Origin of the sequence: Streptomyces sp. NBC_00483 (assembly GCF_036013745.1) — a bacterium.
Lineage (GTDB): Bacteria > Actinomycetota > Actinomycetes > Streptomycetales > Streptomycetaceae > Streptomyces.
Genome location: NZ_CP107880.1, coordinates 1,529,845 through 1,549,343, shown reverse-complemented (window position 1 = coordinate 1,549,343; position 19,499 = coordinate 1,529,845). Strand labels below are relative to the sequence as shown.

Annotated in this window: 17 protein-coding genes; 10 read left to right on the top strand and 7 right to left on the bottom strand. The window is 71.0% G+C overall.

Translation table 11 applies throughout. The features are described 5' to 3' along the window. Positions 1 to 23: 23 nt before the first annotated feature. Positions 24 to 1,481, bottom strand: coding sequence for an aldehyde dehydrogenase (locus OHA73_RS06620; protein WP_327654485.1), 1,458 nt, complete (start codon positions 1,479 to 1,481; stop codon positions 24 to 26). Between the two features lie 199 nt (positions 1,482 to 1,680). On the opposite strand from OHA73_RS06620, the gene OHA73_RS06615 reads away from it, so the two are divergent. Continuing rightward, positions 1,681 to 3,624, top strand: coding sequence for a primary-amine oxidase (locus tag OHA73_RS06615; RefSeq protein ID WP_327654484.1), 1,944 nt, complete (start codon positions 1,681 to 1,683; stop codon positions 3,622 to 3,624). A 66-nt stretch (positions 3,625 to 3,690) separates the two neighbouring features. Here the strand turns inward: OHA73_RS06615 and OHA73_RS06610 are convergent, their stop codons facing one another. From OHA73_RS06610 to OHA73_RS06600, 3 genes are read right to left on the bottom strand one after another with little or no spacing between them, the layout of a single operon-like run. Beyond that, positions 3,691 to 4,806, bottom strand: coding sequence for an NAD(P)/FAD-dependent oxidoreductase (locus OHA73_RS06610; RefSeq protein WP_327654483.1), 1,116 nt, complete (start codon positions 4,804 to 4,806; stop codon positions 3,691 to 3,693). A 5-nt stretch (positions 4,807 to 4,811) separates the two neighbouring features. Next, a complete protein-coding gene (locus OHA73_RS06605) occupies positions 4,812 to 5,582 on the bottom strand; it encodes a FadR/GntR family transcriptional regulator (RefSeq protein ID WP_267071714.1) in 771 nt (256 codons plus the stop codon). Continuing rightward, entirely contained in the window at positions 5,579 to 7,009 is a 1,431-nt protein-coding gene (locus OHA73_RS06600) for an amidase (RefSeq protein ID WP_327654482.1), read from the bottom strand. The genes OHA73_RS06605 and OHA73_RS06600 overlap by 4 nt, the downstream gene beginning before the upstream one ends. Positions 7,010 to 7,161: 152 nt before the next feature. Here OHA73_RS06600 and OHA73_RS06595 point away from each other — a divergent pair, with 152 nt between their 5' ends. From OHA73_RS06595 to OHA73_RS06560, 8 genes are all read left to right on the top strand, one after another. Then, positions 7,162 to 8,730 carry an ABC transporter substrate-binding protein gene (locus OHA73_RS06595; protein WP_327654481.1) on the top strand — a complete coding sequence of 523 codons (1,569 nt, stop codon included), beginning with the start codon at positions 7,162 to 7,164 and terminating at the stop codon, positions 8,728 to 8,730. Between the two features lie 16 nt (positions 8,731 to 8,746). Next, positions 8,747 to 9,694 (top strand): ABC transporter permease, encoded by a 948-nt coding sequence (locus tag OHA73_RS06590; protein ID WP_327654480.1) that lies wholly within the window; start codon positions 8,747 to 8,749, stop codon positions 9,692 to 9,694. Continuing rightward, complete coding sequence (locus OHA73_RS06585) at positions 9,694 to 10,563, top strand: ABC transporter permease (protein WP_267071717.1); 870 nt, start codon at positions 9,694 to 9,696, stop codon at positions 10,561 to 10,563. The genes OHA73_RS06590 and OHA73_RS06585 overlap by 1 nt, the downstream gene beginning before the upstream one ends. Then, the gene (locus OHA73_RS06580; RefSeq protein ID WP_327654479.1) at positions 10,560 to 11,594 is read left to right on the top strand and encodes an ABC transporter ATP-binding protein; all 1,035 of its coding nucleotides are present in this window, start codon (positions 10,560 to 10,562) and stop codon (positions 11,592 to 11,594) included. The genes OHA73_RS06585 and OHA73_RS06580 overlap by 4 nt, the downstream gene beginning before the upstream one ends. Continuing rightward, the gene (locus OHA73_RS06575; protein ID WP_443063039.1) at positions 11,587 to 12,507 is read left to right on the top strand and encodes an ATP-binding cassette domain-containing protein; all 921 of its coding nucleotides are present in this window, start codon (positions 11,587 to 11,589) and stop codon (positions 12,505 to 12,507) included. The genes OHA73_RS06580 and OHA73_RS06575 overlap by 8 nt, the downstream gene beginning before the upstream one ends. Next, complete coding sequence (locus tag OHA73_RS06570) at positions 12,504 to 14,003, top strand: aldehyde dehydrogenase family protein (protein WP_327654478.1); 1,500 nt, start codon at positions 12,504 to 12,506, stop codon at positions 14,001 to 14,003. Before OHA73_RS06575 ends, OHA73_RS06570 begins: the two co-directional genes overlap by 4 nt. A gap of 4 nt (positions 14,004 to 14,007) precedes the next feature. Further along, on the top strand, positions 14,008 to 14,802 hold the full coding sequence (locus OHA73_RS06565; RefSeq protein ID WP_327654477.1) for an SDR family NAD(P)-dependent oxidoreductase: 795 nt from the start codon (positions 14,008 to 14,010) through the stop codon (positions 14,800 to 14,802). A gap of 246 nt (positions 14,803 to 15,048) precedes the next feature. Continuing rightward, complete coding sequence (locus OHA73_RS06560; RefSeq protein ID WP_266716446.1) at positions 15,049 to 15,504, top strand: nuclear transport factor 2 family protein; 456 nt, start codon at positions 15,049 to 15,051, stop codon at positions 15,502 to 15,504. 88 nt (positions 15,505 to 15,592) lie between these two features. Here the strand turns inward: OHA73_RS06560 and OHA73_RS06555 are convergent, their stop codons facing one another. After that, positions 15,593 to 16,675 carry an alpha/beta fold hydrolase gene (locus OHA73_RS06555; RefSeq protein WP_327654476.1) on the bottom strand — a complete coding sequence of 361 codons (1,083 nt, stop codon included), beginning with the start codon at positions 16,673 to 16,675 and terminating at the stop codon, positions 15,593 to 15,595. Positions 16,676 to 16,807: 132 nt separating this feature from the next. On the opposite strand from OHA73_RS06555, the gene OHA73_RS06550 reads away from it, so the two are divergent. Further along, positions 16,808 to 17,584, top strand: coding sequence for a TetR/AcrR family transcriptional regulator (locus OHA73_RS06550; RefSeq protein WP_327654475.1), 777 nt, complete (start codon positions 16,808 to 16,810; stop codon positions 17,582 to 17,584). 99 nt (positions 17,585 to 17,683) lie between these two features. Here OHA73_RS06550 and OHA73_RS06545 read toward each other — a convergent pair whose 3' ends face one another. Together OHA73_RS06545 and OHA73_RS06540 are read right to left on the bottom strand one after the other, a co-directional pair. Next, positions 17,684 to 18,418, bottom strand: coding sequence for a class I SAM-dependent methyltransferase (locus OHA73_RS06545; protein WP_327654474.1), 735 nt, complete (start codon positions 18,416 to 18,418; stop codon positions 17,684 to 17,686). Between the two features lie 105 nt (positions 18,419 to 18,523). Further along, positions 18,524 to 19,489 (bottom strand): threonine/serine dehydratase, encoded by a 966-nt coding sequence (locus OHA73_RS06540; protein ID WP_267071724.1) that lies wholly within the window; start codon positions 19,487 to 19,489, stop codon positions 18,524 to 18,526. Positions 19,490 to 19,499 lie beyond the last annotated feature (10 nt).

Below are 19,499 nucleotides of genomic sequence, written 5' to 3'. Positions count from 1 at the left end.
CGCGGCCCCGCGGGTTTCCGAGGTCAGCGTGCGCCGACCCCGTACACGCTCTGGTACCGCAGATACGCCGCGAGTCCCTCGGGGCCCAGCTCGCTGCCCAGGCCGCTCGCCTTCGCGCCGCCGAACGGGGCGACGGGGTCCGGCAGATAGCCGTTCACGCCGATCGTGCCCGTGTGCACGCGGCGGGCGACGGCCGCGCCGCGCTCCAGGTCGGCGGTCCATACGGTGCCGCCGAGCCCGAAGTCGGAGTCGTTGGCGATGCGGACGGCGTCCTCCTCGTCCTCGTAGGGGATGACGCACAGGACCGGGCCGAAGATCTCCTCGCGGGCGACGGTCCAGGAGTTGTCGACGTCGGCGAGGACGGTCGGCTCCAGGAACCAGCCGCGGTCGAGTCCGGCCGAGCGGCGGCCGCCCGTGGTGAGCCGGGCGCCCTCGGCGACGCCCTTGGCCACGTACCCCTCGACCCGTTCGCGCTGCGACTCGCTGACCAGCGGGCCGACGAGGGTCTTCGCGTCCAGGGCGTTGCCGACGGGCAGGGAGGCGGCCAGGTCGGTGACGAGGTCGACGACCTCCGCGTAGCGGCCGCGCGGGGCGAGGATGCGGGTGCTGAGGAAGCAGGTCTGGCCGTTGTTGGTGAGCGTGGCCGCGACGAGGTCCTGGCCGATGACCGCCGGGTCGAGCACGGCGTCGTCGAGGACGATACCGGCCGACTTGCCGCCCAACTCCAGTGTCACGGGCCGCAGTAGACGCCCACAGGTCTCGCCGATGGCGCGGCCCGCGGCCGTCGAGCCGGTGAACGCGACCTTGTCCACGCCCGGATGCGCCACCAGATGGGCGCCCGCCGCGCGCCTGCCCGGTACGAAGTTCAGCACCCCCGCCGGCACCCCGGCCGCTTGCGCGGCCTCGGCGACCAGGTACGAATCGAGCACCGTCTCCGGGGACGGCTTGAGCACCACCGTGCAGCCCGCCGCCATCGCGGGCGCGATCTTGAACATGGACAGGACCTGCGGATAGTTCCACGGCACGATCGCGGCCACGACGCCCACCGGCAGCCGCCGCACCTCCACCGAGCCGCCGAGCAGTCCGGTGCGCACCTCGCTGAACGCGGTCTCGCGTGCCAGGCCCGCGTAGTAGCGCAGCACCGCGCCGGGATAGCCGACCTCCAGCTGCCGGGCGATGCTCACGGGCATCCCGTTCTGCGCGCTGACCAGCGTCGCGATGTCCTGCGCCCGCGCGTCCAGCTCCGCGGCGAACCGGTCCATCACCTCGGCGCGCCGCGCAGGCTCCCAACTCGCCCAGCAACCAGGGGAGTCGAAGGTGGCACGGGCGGCGCGCACCGCCGCGTCGACATCCGCCTCCACCGCCTCGGGGACGGACCCGAGCGGCAGCTCCGTGCTCGGGTCGACGGGCGCGAGCCGCCGCCCGGTGCTGGGGCGCACCCACGCTCCGCCGATGTAGAGGTGGTCATGGCGATGGTCCATGTGCGTACTCCGTAGGTCGCTCGGTGGACCGTTCCCGGCCGGGACGGCATGCTGCGACCCTGACCCTTCGCGCCGGGCGCGGGACACCACTGGGTGCACGCAATGGCGCCTACGCGTGCACGCGCTGCCGCACCGGCGCGATTCCACCGGCCTACGTTCGCCAGGACACGGACGTAGGGCAAAGCTTCGGGAGCGACTCATGAGTGACCTGCACGATCACGATCCGCTCGCACCGGTGACGGCCGAGGAGATCCGGGCGGCCCGGAACATCCTGAGCGCCGCGGACCTGCTCGCCGACACCACCCGCTTCGCCTATCTGGGGCTCGAAGAACCCGCGAAGGAAGCGCTGTTCAATGGCGGGACAGCGGACGCGGAATGGCGCCGGGTGCGGGTCCTGCTCCAGGACACGGCCGGAGCGCCCGCCCGCGACGTCGTGGTGTCCCTGACGGACGGGCGTGTGGTGTCCGACCGGCAGCTCGACCCGGCGAAGGACGGACAACTCCCCGTACTGGAAGAAGAGTTCGGCGCCGTCGAGGAGGTGCTCGCCAAGGACGAGCGGTGGCTCGCTGCCCTGGAGCGCCGGGGCCTCGACGTGCGGAAGGTGCGGGTCGCACCCCTGTCCGCCGGTGTGTACGCCGACGAGTATCCGCAGGAGACCGGGCGGCGCATCCTGCGCGGCCTCGCCTTCGTGCAGGACCACGAGGCGGACCACGCCTGGGCGCACCCGGTCGACGGGCTCGTCGGCTACGTCGATGTCACCAGCCGCACCGTCGACCGGGTCATCGACCTCGGCCCCGTCCCGGTCCCCACCGGCTCCGGCAACTTCGACGACCCCGAGGTCACGGGGCCGCCGCGCACCACCCAGCGCCCCATCGAGGTCACCCAGCCCGACGGCCCGAGCTTCGCCCTCGACGGCCACCGCCTGACGTGGGAGAACTGGTCGCTCGACATCGGCTTCGACGTCCGCGAGGGCCTCGTCCTGCACCGTATCGCCTTCGCCGACCGCGACACCGGCCGCACCCGCCCGATCATCCACCGCGCCTCCATCGCGGAAATGGTCGTGCCCTACGCCGACCCGTCCCCGGTCCGCTCCTGGCAGAACTACTTCGACACCGGCGAGTATCTGATCGGCCGCTGCGCCAACTCCCTTGAGCTGGGCTGCGACTGCGTCGGCGACATCACCTACCTCGACGCCGTGATCGCCGACGAACAGGGCGCACCGCAGACCCTGCGCAACGCGATCTGCCTGCACGAGGAGGACGCCGGGATCCTCTGGAAACACACCGACCTGTGGGCGGGCTCCGCCGAGACCCGGCGCCAACGCCGCATGGTGCTCTCCTTCTTCACCACGATCGGCAATTACGACTACGGCTTCTACTGGTACCTGTACCTCGATGGCACCATCGCCTTCGAGGCCAAGGCGACCGGCGTCGTCTTCACCGCCGCGTACGAGGGCGACGACCGGTTCCGGGCCGAGATCGCGCCGGGGCTCGGCGCCCCCTTCCACCAACACCTGTTCTGCGCACGCCTCGACATGGCCGTCGACGGAGTCACCAACCGCGTCGAGGAGGTCGACGCCGTCCGCGTCCCGGTCGCCCCCGACAACCCGCGCGGCAACGCCTTCACGCTGCGCCGCACCCCGCTGCTCACCGAGCGCGCGGCGCAGCGCGACGCGGACCCGGCCGCCGACCGCACGTGGCACATCACCAACCCGGAGTCCCTCAACCACCTCGGCAGGCCCGTCGGTTACGCCCTGTTCCCGGAGGGGAAGCCGACGCTGCTCGCCGACCCGGCGTCCTCGGTCACCGCGCGCGCCGCCTTCGCCACGAGGCACCTCTGGGTGACCCGCTCCGACGCCGCCGAGCGCTACCCGGCAGGCGACTTCGTCAACCAGCACCCCGGTGGCGCGGGCCTGCCCGCATACGCTGCCGCGGACCGCGACCTCGACGGCCAACCCCTCACGCTGTGGCACACGTTCGGGCTCACCCACGCCCCGCGCCCCGAGGACTGGCCGGTCATGCCGGTCGACCACACGGGCTTCACCCTCAAGCCGTTCGGCTTCTTCGACCGCAACCCGACGCTGGACGTACCGCGTCCGGGGTCCGCCCATGGTGCGTGCGGTACGTCGGCCTGTCATGGGTGAGTGACGCGCGGCAGGATCCTCTCGCCGGCGTCGGCGTGGCGGACGGACGTTTACCGGGGCGGCCCCCTATCGGGAGAACCGCTCCGGCCGAAAGCCTGCGAGCAGCGCGTCGCTGCTCCCGCCGTGGATCTCCGCGGCGAGCAGTCGTCCGATGACCGGCCCGAGCGTGATGCCGCTGTGGGTGACGGCTTCGTAGTAGCCCGGCACGGCCGGTACGGCCCCTACGGAGGGGAACCCGTCGACGGGAATCGGCCGATTGACGACACGAGTCCCTGCGATACGGGCTTGGGCGAGCTCAGGGACGACGCGCTGTGCGGACGCGTGGAGCAGCCTCCCGAACTCGTCCGGATCTCTGGCGCCCTCCTCCGCATCGATGAGCGCGTCGATCTCCCGGCTGTGCAGCACCACGGACGCGTCCCCGTCGGGCCGGATCTCGATGTGCGGCGTATGCATGGCACGCCGCACCGGCACCTCGACGCAGTCGACCCGGGCGACGGCGCCCGGCTCCCGACGCATCGGCAGGTCCCGCCCGACGAGCCCGGCAACGTGCGAGGCATCGGGTCCGGCGGCATTCACGACGACGTCGACATCGACCGCGCTCCCATCACCAAGAACAAGCGCCCGAACACCACCATCCGCACCGGTCCGAATGTCACGCACGGCGGTGCTGACCCGAACCTCGGTACCGGCCGCGACGGCCTCCTCGACCAGCCGCCCGACGAGCCGCCGCCCGTGCACCCACCCCTCGTCGGGATAGAACAGCACACGGGCTGCATCGGGAACGCTGACCGCAGGCTCGAACCGCCGCCGCACCTCGGCCCCCGTACACGCCTCGACCCGGTACCCCCACCTCCCCAGCAACTCCGCCGTCTCCAGGAGCTTCACCTCCGCCGCGCCCTCGTCCGCCCAGCGCAGATGACCAGTGGGATGCCACCAGGAGCCGGCCCCCAGCACCCCGGCCAACTCCCGGTGCGCCGCAAGCCCGGCGACGTTCAGATCGAAGTAGCCCCTGCTGACGGTCTTATTACTCGCGTTGACCCAGGAAAACGACCAGTTACTGACCCCTTCGCCAGGCTTGCCCGCGTCGACCAGGACGACATGGGCGCCGCGGCGGGCCAGGTTCCAGCCCACGCAGGCACCCACGACGCCCACGCCGATGACTGCGACACGCTCAGGTGACACGGCTCTCAGGCCCCCTCTCCCTCCACCAGCGCCAGCAACGGCCCCCGCTCCTCCTCCGCCACATACCCCGCGTAGTAGTCGTACAACGTTCGGCGGGAGATGCGGGCCGCTGCCAGGCCGTCGCGGGTGCGGATGGCCTCCAGGACCTCCTCGTGGTGGCGGAGGGAGGTGCGCATCAGGGCCTGGCGGTTGTCGGCGTGGGCCACCTTGTCGGCGATCAGGGTGAGGACCGCCCCGCGGACGACCTGGTTGGAGACCTCTATCAGCGCGTTGCGGCTGGCCCGCGCCACCACCTCGTGGAACGCCACGTCCGCCTTGCTGAACTCCTCGTAGCCCGCGTCGATGGCGTGTGTCATTGCCGTCACCGTCGCCTCCATCGCGGACAGTTCGTCGTCCGTGCGCAGGCGCGCCGCGAGTTGGCTGGCCGAGCCGTCGAGGATCATGCGGAACGAGATCAGCTCGGCCATCGAGATGGTGTCGAAGCGGGCGAGCCGCGTCATCTCCTTGGCCAGGCCCGCCGTGGTGAACGGCAGGATCTCCGGACCGTGCGGATCGCCGTGGCGGGAGCGGATGAGGCCGTTGCTCTCCAGGACGCGCAGCGCCTCGCGCACCGTGGGGCGGCTCGCGCCGAACTGGCTGACCAACTCGCGTTCACTCGGCAGGCGTTGACCCGGTTTCAGGTCGCCGGAGGCAATCGCCTGCTCGATCTGCTCGACGATGCGCTGGTACAGCCGGACCGGCGCGACCTGCTGAAACCGTGCCCCCTCCGGCGTCACGGCGCCTCCCCCTCCAGGGCCGGCGGAGCGTCGTCCGGCCACTGGGGGACCGCCTCGGCCGGCCGGTTCCGCTCGTACCAGGCCGCCGCCTGGAGGACCCCCAGGTCGTCGAAGCGGCGCCCCGAGATCTGTACGCCGATGGGCCGACCGTCCGCCGTGAAGGCGCAGTTGACCGTCGCGGCGGGCTGACCCGACATGTTGTACGGGGCGGTGAAGCCGATGTGCGACATCGTCTTCCCCGGTTCCATGAACGGCATCGGCTGCTCCGCAGCGAACGCCGCCACGGGCGCCACCGGCGAGAGCACGATGTCGTACGGGAGCGTCGCCGCCACCGTCTGTGCCTGGATCCGCATGATCTGCTGGTAGCAGTGGAGCACCCGGGTGCCGGGCACGTCGGCGCCCTCGCGGCACCAGCCCATGATGTACGGGTGGACGCGCAACGCGGCCTCGGGGGACAGCTTGCGGAGGTCGTTCCAGGAGCGCACCCGCCAGAACAGGTCCAGGTCGTCCAGGAGTTCCTGGGACATGAACGGCTCCACCGGTTCGACCGTCGCCCCCGCCGAATCGAAGACGCCCGCCGCCCGGCGCACCGCCTCCACCACCTCCGGATCGCGCGGGCCTCCGCAACCCGCGTCCAGGTGCAGGCCCACACGCAGTCCGCGCACGTCCCCACCCGGCCGCGACCAGTCGATGTCCTGCGGCGGCAGGCTCGTCCAGTCCCGCGGATCGGGCCTGCTCAGGACCCTCATGAGCAGGGCCAGATCCGCGACCGTGCGCGCCATGGGACCCGCCACGCGCCCCAAGTACGGGGTGTCCAGGGGGATTCGGCCGTCGCTCGGCTTGAGGGTGGCCAGGCCCAGCCACGTACCCGGGAGCCGGATCGAGCCGCCGATGTCCGAGCCGACGTGCAGCGGCCCGTACCCGCCCGCGGCCGCCGCGCCCGCCCCGGAGCTCGAACCGCCCGTCGTCCAGGCCGGGTTCCAGGCGCTGCGGGTGATGCCGTGCCGGCTGGAGACGCCGGACGAGAGCATGCCCCAGTCGGGCATCACGGTCGAGCCGAGGACCGATCCGCCCGATTCCAGGACCCGTTCGGTGATCGGCGCGTCCCGGTCGGGGACGACCGGCTCCACTCCCGCGTTGCCCGAAGGCATCGGGACGCCTCTGCGGGCGATGTTCTCCTTGAGCGTCACCGGCACACCGTCGATAGGCCCCAGCGGCTCCCCGGCCGCCCAACGGGCCTCGCTCGCCTCCGCCGCCTTGCGGGACTCGGCGGGGTCCCGCACCCAGAACGCGTTCAGCACGCCCTCGCGCGCCTCGATCACCGACTGCACGGCGTCGTGCACCTCGACCGGCGACACCGAGCGATCGGCGAAGCGGGCGGTCATCTCGACGGCGGACATGGTGGCCAGGTTCTGTTCGGTGAACATCCGCACCCTCTCCTCTGGACGGGACCCTCTCCCATGGACAGCCATCTCTCCATTGGACAGGCGCCGCCCTCTTGACAGGTACTCCCTCAGTCGTCACGGTACCTGTCAAGTGAGCTTACTGGTCAGGCCAGTTACGGCGGAAGGTGTCGTGCATGAGCAAGGACCGACGATTCGGGCGCCCAGTCCGGACGGCCGCATCCCTGCTGGCCTGCGGCGTCCTGCTCCTGGCCACGGCATGCTCCGCGGGGTCCACGGCCGCCGGCTCCCGCCCCGAGGGCCCCGGCGACTCCCTGGCGATCGGCCTCACCGCCGAACCGTCCAACCTCGACTTCACGAAGACCGAAGGCGCCGCCGTGCCGCAGGCGTTGCTCTACAACGTCTACGAAAACCTGGTGAAGCTCGACCAGCGCGGCAGGATCCGGCCCGCGCTCGCCACGTCCTGGGACCTGTCGAAGGACCGCAGGACGTACACCTTCCACCTCACCAAGAACGCGAAGTTCAGCAACGGCGCACCGTTCACCGCCGAGGACGCCAAGTTCTCCATCGAGCGCGTCATCCCCAAGTGGACGGTGGCGCTCAAGGCCCCGATGGGCGTCGTGGACCACGTACGGGCCGTCTCCCGCGACGAGTTGAAGGTGACCCTGAAGCGGCCGAGCAACGACTGGCTGTACCGGATGACCACCCGCGTGGGCGCGATGTTCAGCCGCACCGGAACCGACAAGCTCGCGACCGACCCCGTCGGCACCGGACCGTACGAAGTGAAGAGATGGAACCGCGGCGACTCGATCACGCTCGCCCGCCGACCCGGCTACTGGGGGCGCGCCCCGCACTTCGACACGGTCACGCTCAAGTACTTCAAGGACCCGACGGCGATGAACAACGCGCTGCTCACGGGCACCATCGATGTCATCGGCGCGATGCAGTCACCGGACTCCCTCTACCGCTTCGAGAACAACCCCAAGTACCGCGTCATCGAGGGCTCGACCAACGGCGAGGTGATGCTCTCGCTGAACAACGGGTCAGGGCCCATGAAGAGCGGGAAGGCGCGGCAGGCGGTCCGTTACGCCATCGACCACAAGGCCCTCGTGGACACCTGCTGGGGCGGCCGCGGCAAGCTCATCGGGAGCATGGTGCCGCCCACCGACCCGTGGTACCAGGACCTCACCGACATGTATCCGTACGACCGCGCCAAGGCGAAACGGCTGCTGAAGGAGTCCGGGGAGGCCGGGCGCACGCTGCGGCTGCGGATTCCGACACTGCCGTACGCCGCCGCCTGCGGCACCGTCGTCAAGAGTCAGCTCGAACAGGCCGGATTCAAGGTCGAGTTGGACCAGCTGGAGTTCCCCGCGGCCTGGCTGACGACGGTGTTCAAGAATGCCGACTACGACATGACGATCATGAGCCACGTCGAACCCCGTGACATGACCGCCGTGTTCGGCAGCAAGGACTACTACACCCGCTACGACAGCCCCGCGTTCCGCAAGCTCCTTGCGAAGGCGGACGAGGGCAGCCAGAAGGAGCAGATCACCTCGATGCGCGCCGCCGCCCGGACGCTCTCGAAGGACGCTGCCGCCGACTGGCTGTTCCTGCTGCCGAACCTGATGGTGGCGGACGCGGACATCACCGGTCTGCCGGTGAACAGCGTCACCGAATCCCTCGACCTCACCGGCCTGAGCCGGTCCGGCTCGTCCCACCCGGCCGGCTCGGCCGACCGGTCATGAAAGGCGGCCCGAACCGATGATCGTCCGACTGCTGCAGCGGATCGCGATCCTGGTGGCGAGCCTGTTCGTGAGCTCCGTCGTGGTGTTCGCGTTCATGGCGGTGCTGCCGGGCGACCCCGCGCGCGTCGCCCTCGGCGTCAGCGCCTCCGACTCCGCGGTGGCGGGGCTGCGCGAACAGTTCGGCCTCGACCGGCCCCTCGTCGACCAGTACCTCGGCTGGATGCACGACATCGTCACCTTCGACCTCGGCGACTCCTACATCTCCCATACGCCCATCGGGCCGCAGCTCGCCGACCGCCTCCTGGTCACGCTCTGGCTCGTGGGGACGGCCATGGTGATCGCCTGCATCGTGGCGGTGCCGCTGGGCACGCTGATGGCGGTGCGGCACCGCAAGCCGTCGGGACTCGTCCTGTCGGCCGTGTCCCAAGTGGGCGTGGCCGTACCGGCGTTCCTCGCGGGCATCCTCATGATCACCGTGTTCGCGGTGGGGCTCGGCTGGCTGCCGGCGAACGGTTGGACACCACCGGTCGACGATCCGGTGCTCTTCCTCAAACAGCTGCTGATGCCCGCGCTCTCCCTCGGCCTCGTGCAGGCCGCCGTCCTCACCCGCTACGTCCGCAGCTCCGTGCTCGACGTGCTGCGCGAGGACTACCTGCGCACCGCCCGCGCCAAGGGGCTGCGCCCGATGCAGGCCCTCGTGCGGCACGGGCTGCGCAACGCGTCCGTGCCGGTGGTCACCGTCCTGGCGCTGCAACTGGCGACGCTCCTCGTGGGCGCCGTCGTCATCGAGCGGGTCTTCGTGATCCCGGGCCTCGGCAGCCTGCTGCTGGACAGTGTCGCCAACCGGGACCTCATCGTCGTACAGGACGTCGTCATGATCATCGCGGTGGCGGTGCTGCTCGTGAACTTCCTGGTGGACCTGGCCTATCTGCTGATCGATCCTCGACTCAGGGTGCGTGGGTGATGGCTTCAACTACCTCGGACACGGCGGAGGCCGCGATCGTCCGGCGCCGCCGCAGGCCGCTGCCCGGCTCCCTCCTCGTCGGCGGGATCGTCGTCGCGCTGGTGGTCGCCATGGCGCTGCTGTCCTTCGTCTGGACACCGCACGACCCGACCCTGGTGAACCCCGCCGTACGACTCCAACAGCCGTCCGCCGACTACTGGTTCGGTACCGACAAGTTCGGGCGCGACGTCTTCAGCCAGATCCTCATCGGCTCGCGGACGACGCTCTACGTCGGGTTGGTCGCGGTCGGCGTCGCCGCGGTGATCGGGGTGCCGCTCGGCATCCTCGCCGGGATGGGCTCGCGCTGGTTCGGCGAACTCCTCATGCGCGGAAACGACTTGATCCTCGCCTTCCCCGCCCTCTTGCTCGCCATCATGTTCGCCGCCGTCTACGGCGCAGGGACGGTGGTCGCCATGGTCGCCATCGGCATCGCCTCCATCCCCAACTTCGCCCGCCTCATCCGCGGCGGCACCCTCCAGGTCATGGGCACGGAGTACGTGATGGCGGCGCGCTCGGCCGGACGCAGGCCGTTCGCCATCGCGCTGCGGCACGTGCTGCCCAACGTCAGCAGCCTGGTCATCGTGCAGGCCTCGGTCGGCTTCGCCATCGCCGTGCTCGCCGAGGCCGCGCTGTCCTTCCTGGGCTTCGGCACCCCGCCGCCCACCCCGTCCTGGGGCCGGATGCTCCAGGAGAGCCAGGAGCTGCTCGGCACCGCGCCCCGGCTCGCCGTCTTCCCCGGCCTCGCGATCGCGGTGGCCGTACTCGGATTCAACCTGCTCGGCGACGGGCTGCGCGACCGCTTCGACCCCAAGGTGGAGGACCACCGATGACTGCCGCAGTGGAGACTCCACCGGACGACGTGCTGAGCGTGACCGGGCTCGGCGTGCGCGCGAGCGACCAACCGCTCGTCGAGGACGTCGACTTCACCATCCGCTCCGGCGAACGCGTCGGCCTGATCGGCGAGTCCGGCTCCGGCAAGTCGCTGACGTCACTCAGCCTCATGGGCCTGCTCCCGGAAGGACTGCGCGCCACAGGCTCTGTGCGGCTCGCCGGTGTCGACCACGACCTGATCGGCGCCGACGAGACGCGGATGTCCCGCCTGCGGGGCAAGGACATCGCCATGGTGTTCCAGGAGCCCATGACCGCCCTGAACCCCACGATGCGCGTCGGCCGCCAGATCGCCGAGGTGCTCCTCGTCCACCGCACCCGGCCCGACCGCGCCTCCGCGCACGCCGCCGCCGTGGAACTCCTCGACCAGGTGGGCCTTCCCGACCCGGCGGCCGCCGCGCGCGCCTACCCGCACCAGTTCTCCGGCGGCCAGCGCCAGCGCGTCGTCCTGGCCATCGCCCTCGCCAACGACCCCGCGCTGCTGGTCTGCGACGAACCCACGACCGCGCTCGACGTCACCGTGCAGGCGCGCGTCCTCGACCTGATCGTGCGCGGGGTGAAGGAGCGTGGTTCGGCGCTCCTGTTCATCACCCACGACCTCGCCGTGGTCGCGACCGCCTGCGAGCGCGTCATGGTCATGTACGGCGGCCGAGTCGTCGAATCCGGTCCCGTACGCGAGGTGTTCACGCGCCCGAGGCACCGCTACACGCAGGGTCTGATCGGCGCGTCGGACCTGACGGTCGTCGACGAGCGAGGCCGGCTCGCCACCATCGGTGGTTCGGTGCCGCCCGCCGGCGCCTTCCCGGCCGGATGCGTCTTCCGTAACCGCTGCACGGCGGCCACCGACCGGTGCGCGACCCGCCCCGAGTGGACCTCGACGGGCCCGGACTCCGGGTACGCGTGCTTCCACCCGGTGCCGACGGAGCACGTGGATGCGCACACCCCCGACCGCCAGGAGGCCGGCCGTGGCTGAGCAACAGACCGGTGGAGAGCGGCAGTCCGATGGAGAGGGACAGTCCGGTGGAGAGCAACGGGCCGGTGGAGAGGGTCAGGCCGGTACCGACGCCCTCCGCGTCACCGACGTCACCCGCGACTACCACCGCCCGCGGACGTCCCTGCGCACCCCCGCCCCGCCCGTGCACGCCCTGCGCGGTGTCAGTTTCTCCGTGCCGCAGGGCGGGCGCTTCGGCATCGTGGGGGAGTCGGGGTGCGGCAAGTCGACGCTGCTGCGCATCCTGGCCGGGCTCGACAAGCCGACCAGCGGCACGGTCGAGATCGACGGCCGGGACATCACCCGGCTCCGTGAACGACAGCTCCGCTTCGTCCGCGAACGCCTCCAACTCGTCTTCCAGGACCCGATGAGCTCGCTCGACCCACGGATGAAGGTGGGTGACATCGTGGCGGAACCGCTCGTCGCGCAGGGCATCAGGAGCCGCAAGGAGCGGGTGGCCGAACTCCTCGAATCCGTGGGCCTGGGCGCGGATGCCGCCCGGCGCTACCCGCACCAGTTCTCCGGCGGCCAGCGCCAGCGCATCTCCATCGCCCGGGCCCTCGCGCCACGGCCGAACATCATCGTGGCGGACGAGCCGGTCAGCGCCCTGGACGTGTCCGTGCGCGCCCAGGTCCTCAACCTCATCGCCGACCTCGTCGACGAGCTGAACCTCACCCTCGTCTTCGTCTCCCACGACCTGTCCGTCGTCCGGCACGTGTGCGACCGCGTCGCCGTCATGCAGGCGGGCGAGATCGTCGAGACGGGGCCGACCGAGCAGCTCTACGAGGATCCCCGACACCCCTACACCCGCAGGCTGATCGCCGCCGTGCCCACGCTGAAGAAGGCACTGGCCGGAGTGACGGCGGCCGACCTCAACCAGGAGCACCCCGCGTGAACGCACACCCCGAACCGGCGGCAACAGCAGGCCCGTTGAAGCCGGAGTTCCCCGAGGGCCTGCCCGTCGGAGACACCTGGCTGCCGGCCCCGGCGAGCGAGGATGTGCGCTTCCCGTACGACGGGTCGGTCATCGGCCACGCGCCGGTCGGCGACACGGCGCTGGCCCGGCGGGCGCTGGACGAGGCGGTCGCGGTCCGTACCCGGGTCGGCGCGCTCCCCTCGCACATCCGCAGCTCGGCCCTGCAGTCGACGTACGACGCGATCGCCGCCCGCCGCGCCGACTTCGAGCACCTCCTCGTTCTGGAAACGGGAAAACCCCTGGTCGACTGCCGGGTGGAGGTGGACCGTACGCTCCTGACGCTGCGCACGTCCGCCGAGGAAGTGGCCCGGCTGCACGGCGAGACGGTGCCGCTCGACCTGCTGCCCTCCGGCGAGGGGCTGCTCGGCTTCTGGACCCGCAAGCCGATCGGCGTCGTGGTCGGCATCGCCGGCTTCAACTACCCGCTCCTCCTCGCCGCGCACAAGCTCGCGCCCTCGGTCGCGGCCGGCTGCCCGGTCATCGCCAAGCCTGCCCCGCAGACTCCACTGGCGACGCTGTGGCTCGTGCACCTGCTGCGCGAGGCCTTGTACGAGGCCGGGGCGCCGCGGGCGGCGGTGCAACTGGTGACCGGAGGCCCGGAGGTGGGCGAGACACTCACCACCGACCGCCGCATCGGCGCGGTCTCCTTCACCGGCTCCGCCGCCGTCGGTCACCGCATCGCCAAGGACGCGGCCCCCACCAAGACGCTCCTCGAACTCGGCTCCAACGCGGCCCTGGTGGTGGCCGCCGACGCCGACCTCGACGCCGCGGCCGACGCCGTCGTCCGGGGCGGCTACTACGCCTCAGGGCAGGCCTGTATCAGCGTGCAGCGGGTCATCGTGGAGGAGGCGGTGCGCGAGGAGTTCGTGACCCGTCTGACGGCCCGCATCCCGGACATCACGACGGGCGACCCGCGCGCCCCCGAGACACGTGTCTCGGCCTTGATCGACGAGGGGTCGACCGACCGCGTCCGTACGTGGGTGGAGGAAGCGGTGAAGTCGGGCGCGACGCTCGCGGTCGGCGGCGGGGCGACGGGCGGCGTGCTGGAGCCCACGCTCCTGCTCGACCCGGACCCCGACCTCGCCGTCTGGAGCGAGGAGGTCTTCGGCCCGGTGGTGTGCCTCCGCTCGGTCCCGGACATGGACGCGGCGTTCGCCCTGGTCAACGACTCGCGATACGGCCTCCACGCCAGCGTCTACACCGCGTCCCTGGACACCGCGTTCGCCGCGGTGGACCGCCTGGAGGCGGGCGGCGTGGTCGTCAACGAGGTCCCCGGCTTCCGCTCCGACACCATGCCGTACGGCGGCGTGAAGGACTCCGGGGCGGGCCGCGAGGGGCCGCGGTTCGCGATCGACGAACTCACGGTGACCCGCATGGCAGTGATCCGCCCGAGCACGACGAAGAAGGACCGGTGACACGGTGACGACGCAGGAACCGACGCAACCCACGGACTACGCGGCCCTGTTCCGCCTCGACGGACGCAAGGCGGTCGTGGTGGGCGCGGGCGGCGGCATCGGCCGGGAGAGCGCCCTGGCGCTGGCCGCGCACGGCGCGCAGGTGGTGTGCGCGGACCGCGACCTCAAGGCGGCCGAGGAGACGGCGTCGATGGGCACGGGCATGTCGGCGTACGCCCTGGACGTCCTGGACACGGACGCGGTGACGCACGCGGCCGAGGACCTCGACCCGGTCGACATCCTCGTCTTCACCGCCGCGACGAACGTCCGCAAGCGCCTCCTCGACTACACGTCCGAGGAGTTCGACCGGGTCGTCTCCCTCAACCTGCGCGCATCCTTCGACCTGGTGCGGGCGTTCGGGCGCGGCATGGCGGAGCGCGGCCGGGGCAGCATCATCGGCTTCAGCTCGATCCGCGCGGTGACGGTGGAGCCGGGCCAGGGCGTGTACGCGGCGACCAAGGCGGGCCTCGTCCAGCTCGCGCGCACGGCGGCGGCCGAACTGGGCCCGTCCGGTGTGCGCGTGAACACCATCGCGCCGGGCGTCGTGTCGACCCCACTGACCGCACAGATCCGCGCGGTACCGGAGTGGTCCGACGCGTACGCCTCCAAGAGCGCCCTGGGCCGCTGGTCCCGCCCCGACGAACTGGCAGGCGCAGTCGTCTACTTGGCCTCCGACGCCTCCTCGTTCGTAACGGGCAGCCAACTGTTCGTGGACGGCGGCTGGACGGCGATCGACGGCCGCTACACGCCGCCGAGCTGATCGACGCGGGCGCACCGGGGAGGGCACGGTCTCCGGTGCGCCGGTCATTGACCTGGAGCCGGAGCTCTGGCGCGATGGATCGCCAGCCGTGCGGGCCAGGACAGCGCTCCAGGGCCTGTTGCGAGAGCGGATCTCGGTGCTCCATGCCATTACCTGGGAGGTAATGGCACCGCTCTGTAGGCACTGGCGAGAATGGTGATCTCGCCGCGTCAGTCAGACACGGATGTCGGATCGGAGTGATCAGTCGTGTCCATCACCGCACCTGCGACCACCCGCGCTGTGTTGGAGGAGCTGTTGCGCCGGATCGGCGAGGGCGATCCTGAGCGCATTGCCGAGATGTATGCCGAGCGGGGCGACTGGAAGCTGGATTGGCCAGAGGCCGAGTACGGTCGGACTGCCACCCCATGGATCCGCCACCGTTCCACGCGTGCCGATGCCGCCGCTCACTACCGCGAGCTCGCCGAGCACCACGTGCCTGGGGAGGCGGCCACCGAGATCGAGCGCATCCTCATCGACGGCAACGACGCGGTCGTGCTCGGCGAGATCCGTCAGACCGCCCGCTCCACCGGACGTGCCTATCGCGCTCGGTTCGCTTTGCACGTCACTGTCGAAGACGCCCTTGTCACCAGGCACCACGTCTACGAAGACAGCCTTGCCGTCGCCCAGGCATTCGACACGAAGGGGTCAAGTGAGGATCGGTGAGGCATCAGTGAAGTGGTCCGGCGCAGCCGCTCGTTGAGGGCTGCGGTCAGCGCTGCCGCCTCGTCGAGTGCGCGGGGCCGGGTCTGCGTCACGCGCTCTGCCGGGCGCTGGGGAGGGTCGGCAGGACGTGGGTCAGGAGGAAGTCGAGGAAGAGGTCGGGCCGTTTGTAGGGGGCGAAGTGGCCGGTGTCCTCGATCAGGGTGAATTCCTTGACCGGTGCCTGGACGTCGTCGAAGAAGGCGCGGGCGCGTTCCGGTGTGTTCACCAGGTCGCAGGCGCCCTGGACGACGAAGAACGGGACGTCGAACCGGGTGCCGTCCGCCCAGTCGTCGAGAGAGGCAGTGGCGGGCAGTACGGCCGCGGAGGCCATGAAGCTCTTGAAGAAGGTGCCGATCTCGCGCAGGGAGTGCAGCGGCGAGTACCACAGCGACTTCATCACCACGGACTTCATCGCGGCGAAGGTGTGCGGGTCGGTGGCGGAGGCGAAGCGGCTGAAGTGGCTGAACTGCTGGGCGTTCCAGACGCTTTGGTCGGGTCCCATATCGCGTACAGCGGCCAGTTCCTTCTTCTTGCCCGCCTTCTCCAGCCGGTCCAGCGCGGCGTAGTAGTCGGAGGTGTCCCGGCCGCCGTCGAAGATCTTCTGGTCGGTCCCGATGTACGCGTCGACCAGGTCGGGGCGGCTGCGCGCGATGCGCATCGCCACGGCGCTGCCGAAGGAGCACCCCAGCAGGACGACCCGTTGCACACCGAGGCGCTCCCTTATGTGCTCCACCACTTCGACCGCGTCCCGCAGCAGCCGCTCGAACGTCATCTCGCCCCGCCCTTCGGCGCCCGAGCGGCGCAGGGTCTTGCCGGTGCCGCGCATGTCCCAGCGCACCAGGGTGACGTGCCGCTCCCAGTCGCGGGAGACATTGGCCAGGATCGAGTTGGACGAGCCGGGACCGCCGTGCAGTTCGACCACGACCGGGTTGGCGCGGTCCTCGCCCCGGACGCAGAGCCACTGGTCGAGTCCGCCGATCCGGGTGAAGTACTGCTCGTCGACACCCTGGCTGCCGGTGATGCGCAGCCGGCGTGCGTTACCGGAACGGACGATCGCACGGCGTGCGAGGAGACCGGCTACAGGTGTGGCGACCGTGACGGCTGCGGCGGCGGGAATGACGATGCCAAGCATGGAGACCTCCAGAAGCTACGGACCCAATAACTGTGTACGTGATACGCCGCTCATTGTTGTGTATGTTATACGCAGTTGTTGGGCGGAGGGCAACACCCAGGGCGGTCCGTCCGCGGAAAGGAGGCCGGGACCGTGCCGGCGAACAAGGAAAACCGTCGGGATCCGGGCGCCAGCCTCGCGCTGCTGTGGGGCGAGGGGGACAGCCGTCCGCGACGGGGCCCGAAGCCGAAGTTCACGCCCGCTCAAGTGGCCCTCGGCGGTGTCGAGATCGCCGACGCCGAAGGGCTGGAGTCCCTCTCCATGCAGCGGGTGGCCGAGCTGCTCGGGGTCACCACGATGGCGCTCTACCGTTACGTCCCCGGCAAGCCCGACCTCATCGACCTGATGGTCGACACGGTGCTCAGCGACCCGCCCGACCTCGACCGCGTCCCGGGCGGCTGGCGCCCCCGCCTCGAAGCCTGGGCCCGCGCCTGCCGCCACGTCTACCGCGCCCACCCCTGGATCCTGACCGCGACGGGCCTACGACGCCACGCGATGGGCCCGCACCAGGTGGCCTGGTTGGATGCGGCCCTTTCCGCCCTCGAACCGACAGGGCTCAGTGCCCGCCACCGCCACGACGCCGCCATCCTCGTCCTGAGCCTGGTACGCAACCTCACCCAGGAGGCGCTCGACTCCACCGCGGCGGGCGACGAGGAGTGGAACCGACTGACCACTCACCAACTCACCGCGCACGCCGACCGGTTCCCTGCCCTCACCCGGGCCGTCGCCGAAGGCGCCTTCACCCCCACCGACGACGACCCCCTCACCTTCGGCCTCACCTGCGTACTCGACGGCATCCAAGGACTCGTAGAGCGTGCCGACCGCGAGCAGCGCCTCGTTCGGCGGACCCCCACACCCCACGAGGATTGACCATCCACGCCACAACGGCCCACTCCCGTAACAGGACCTAGTCGATCCGCTCGAAGGGCTGCTCGCTGTCCTCGTCGCCGGTCCGGGGGCTGTGGACGGCTACGGGCGTCGCGCCACGAAGACGAATTCCTTGCCCGGTCGGTCGGGCGCCTCGCGGACGTCCGTCACCAGGTAGCCGCCCGCGAGGAGGTCGCGCTCGACCTCCTCCTGGTCACGGAAGCGCAGCGTCGAGTCCGAGGTCAGGGTCTGGCCGTCCGCGGCGAACACGTAGGTCTGGCGGAAGGTGACCAACGGGCCGTGCACGTCGGTCAGTTGAGTCCATGTCTCGACCTGTCCGACGCCGGGGATGTCGGTCACCCGGTGGGTGCGGTCGCGGGTCCACTCCTCCCAAGCGCGGCGGGCCGGATCGCGGGTCTCGAAGACGAGGTGTCCGCCCGGGCGCAGGGCTTCGTAGGCGCCCCGCAAGGTGCTCTGCCACGCCCGTGGGTCGGTGATCGCCTGCGCGACATTGGCCGTCATGGTCGCGAGGTCGACCCGGAGCGGCGGGAGGGTCGGCAGGGTCGTGGCGTCGCCGTCGATCCACCGCACCCGCTCGCCGCCGGGCTTGCCACGGGCTACGTCGAGGGACGCCGGGGCGGGGTCGACCCCGACGACCTCGATGCCGCGGTCCGCCAGGAGAAGAGCGAAGACCCCTGTGCCGCACCCGATGTCCAGCACCCGGCGCGCCTCGCGTTCCTTCGCGATCCGGAGGTAGGCGTCGAGGTCGCCGCGGTCCGGGTCGAGGAGGTCGTAGATCGCGGCGAGCCGGGGGTGTCCGAAACATGCGTCAGTCATGCGGTCGACGGTAGGCACGGACGGACTCTTTGTCCCGCCGATGAGCGGGCTCGACCGCACCCGTTGTCCTGTCAGTGAGTGGGCACATCCGCACTCGTTTTCCCGTCAGTGAGTGGGCTCGACCGCACCCGTCAGGTCCGACGGGTCCGTGTTCGCGCCGCACAGCAGCACGGCGACCCGCTCGCCGGGCGCGGGTCGGTAGGCACCCGAGAGCAGGGCCGCCGCGGCCGCCGCCGTGCCGTGCTCGACGGCCAACCGGTACCGGTCCCAGACCGCACGGCGGGCCCGGACGATGGCCTCGTCGGTCACGAGGACCGACTCGACCCTCGTGGCGCGGGCGGCCTCGAAGGCGATGTCGCCGATCCGGCTCGCGCCGAGCGAGTCCGCGGCGACGCCCGAGACGGGCACGGTCACCGGTCCGTCCGCGGCGAGTGCCGCGTGCAGCGTCGGCGCGTTCTCCGGCTCGACGGCGACGACCCTGGCCCGGCCCGCGAGGGCGGTGGCCACCCCCGCCATGAGCCCGCCGCCACCGACGGCCACCAGTACGGTGTCCAGCTCGCCCGCGGTCTGCTCCCACAGTTCGAGGCCGATCGTGCCCTGCCCCGCGCCCACCGCGGGCTGGTCGTAGGCGTGACAGAACAGGGCGCCGGAATCGGCGGCCCGCTTGGTCGCGGCCTCGTAGGCGTCGTTGTACTTCACGCCGACCTGCACCACGTCCGCGCCCAGCTCGCGCAGCTTGGCCACCTTCACGGCCGGTGCCGTCTCGGGCACGAAAACCTCGGCGCGGGTGCCCAGTTCGGCGGCGGCGTACGCGAAGGCGAGCCCCGCGTTGCCACCGGAGGCGGCGACCACCCCGGCATCGGTCAACAGGCCCCGGTCCGTCGCGGTGAGCAGATGGTTGAAGGCGCCGCGGGCCTTGAACGAGCCGGTGTGCTGCAACAGTTCGAGCTTGAGCCAGGCCCGCCAGGCCGTCGGCGCGAACTCCTGCGGAGCCACCTCCATGAGCGGGGTGCGCCGCACGCGCCCGCCGATGCGCCGGGCTGCCGACTCGACATCTTCCAGAGTGATCAAAACGTGCCTT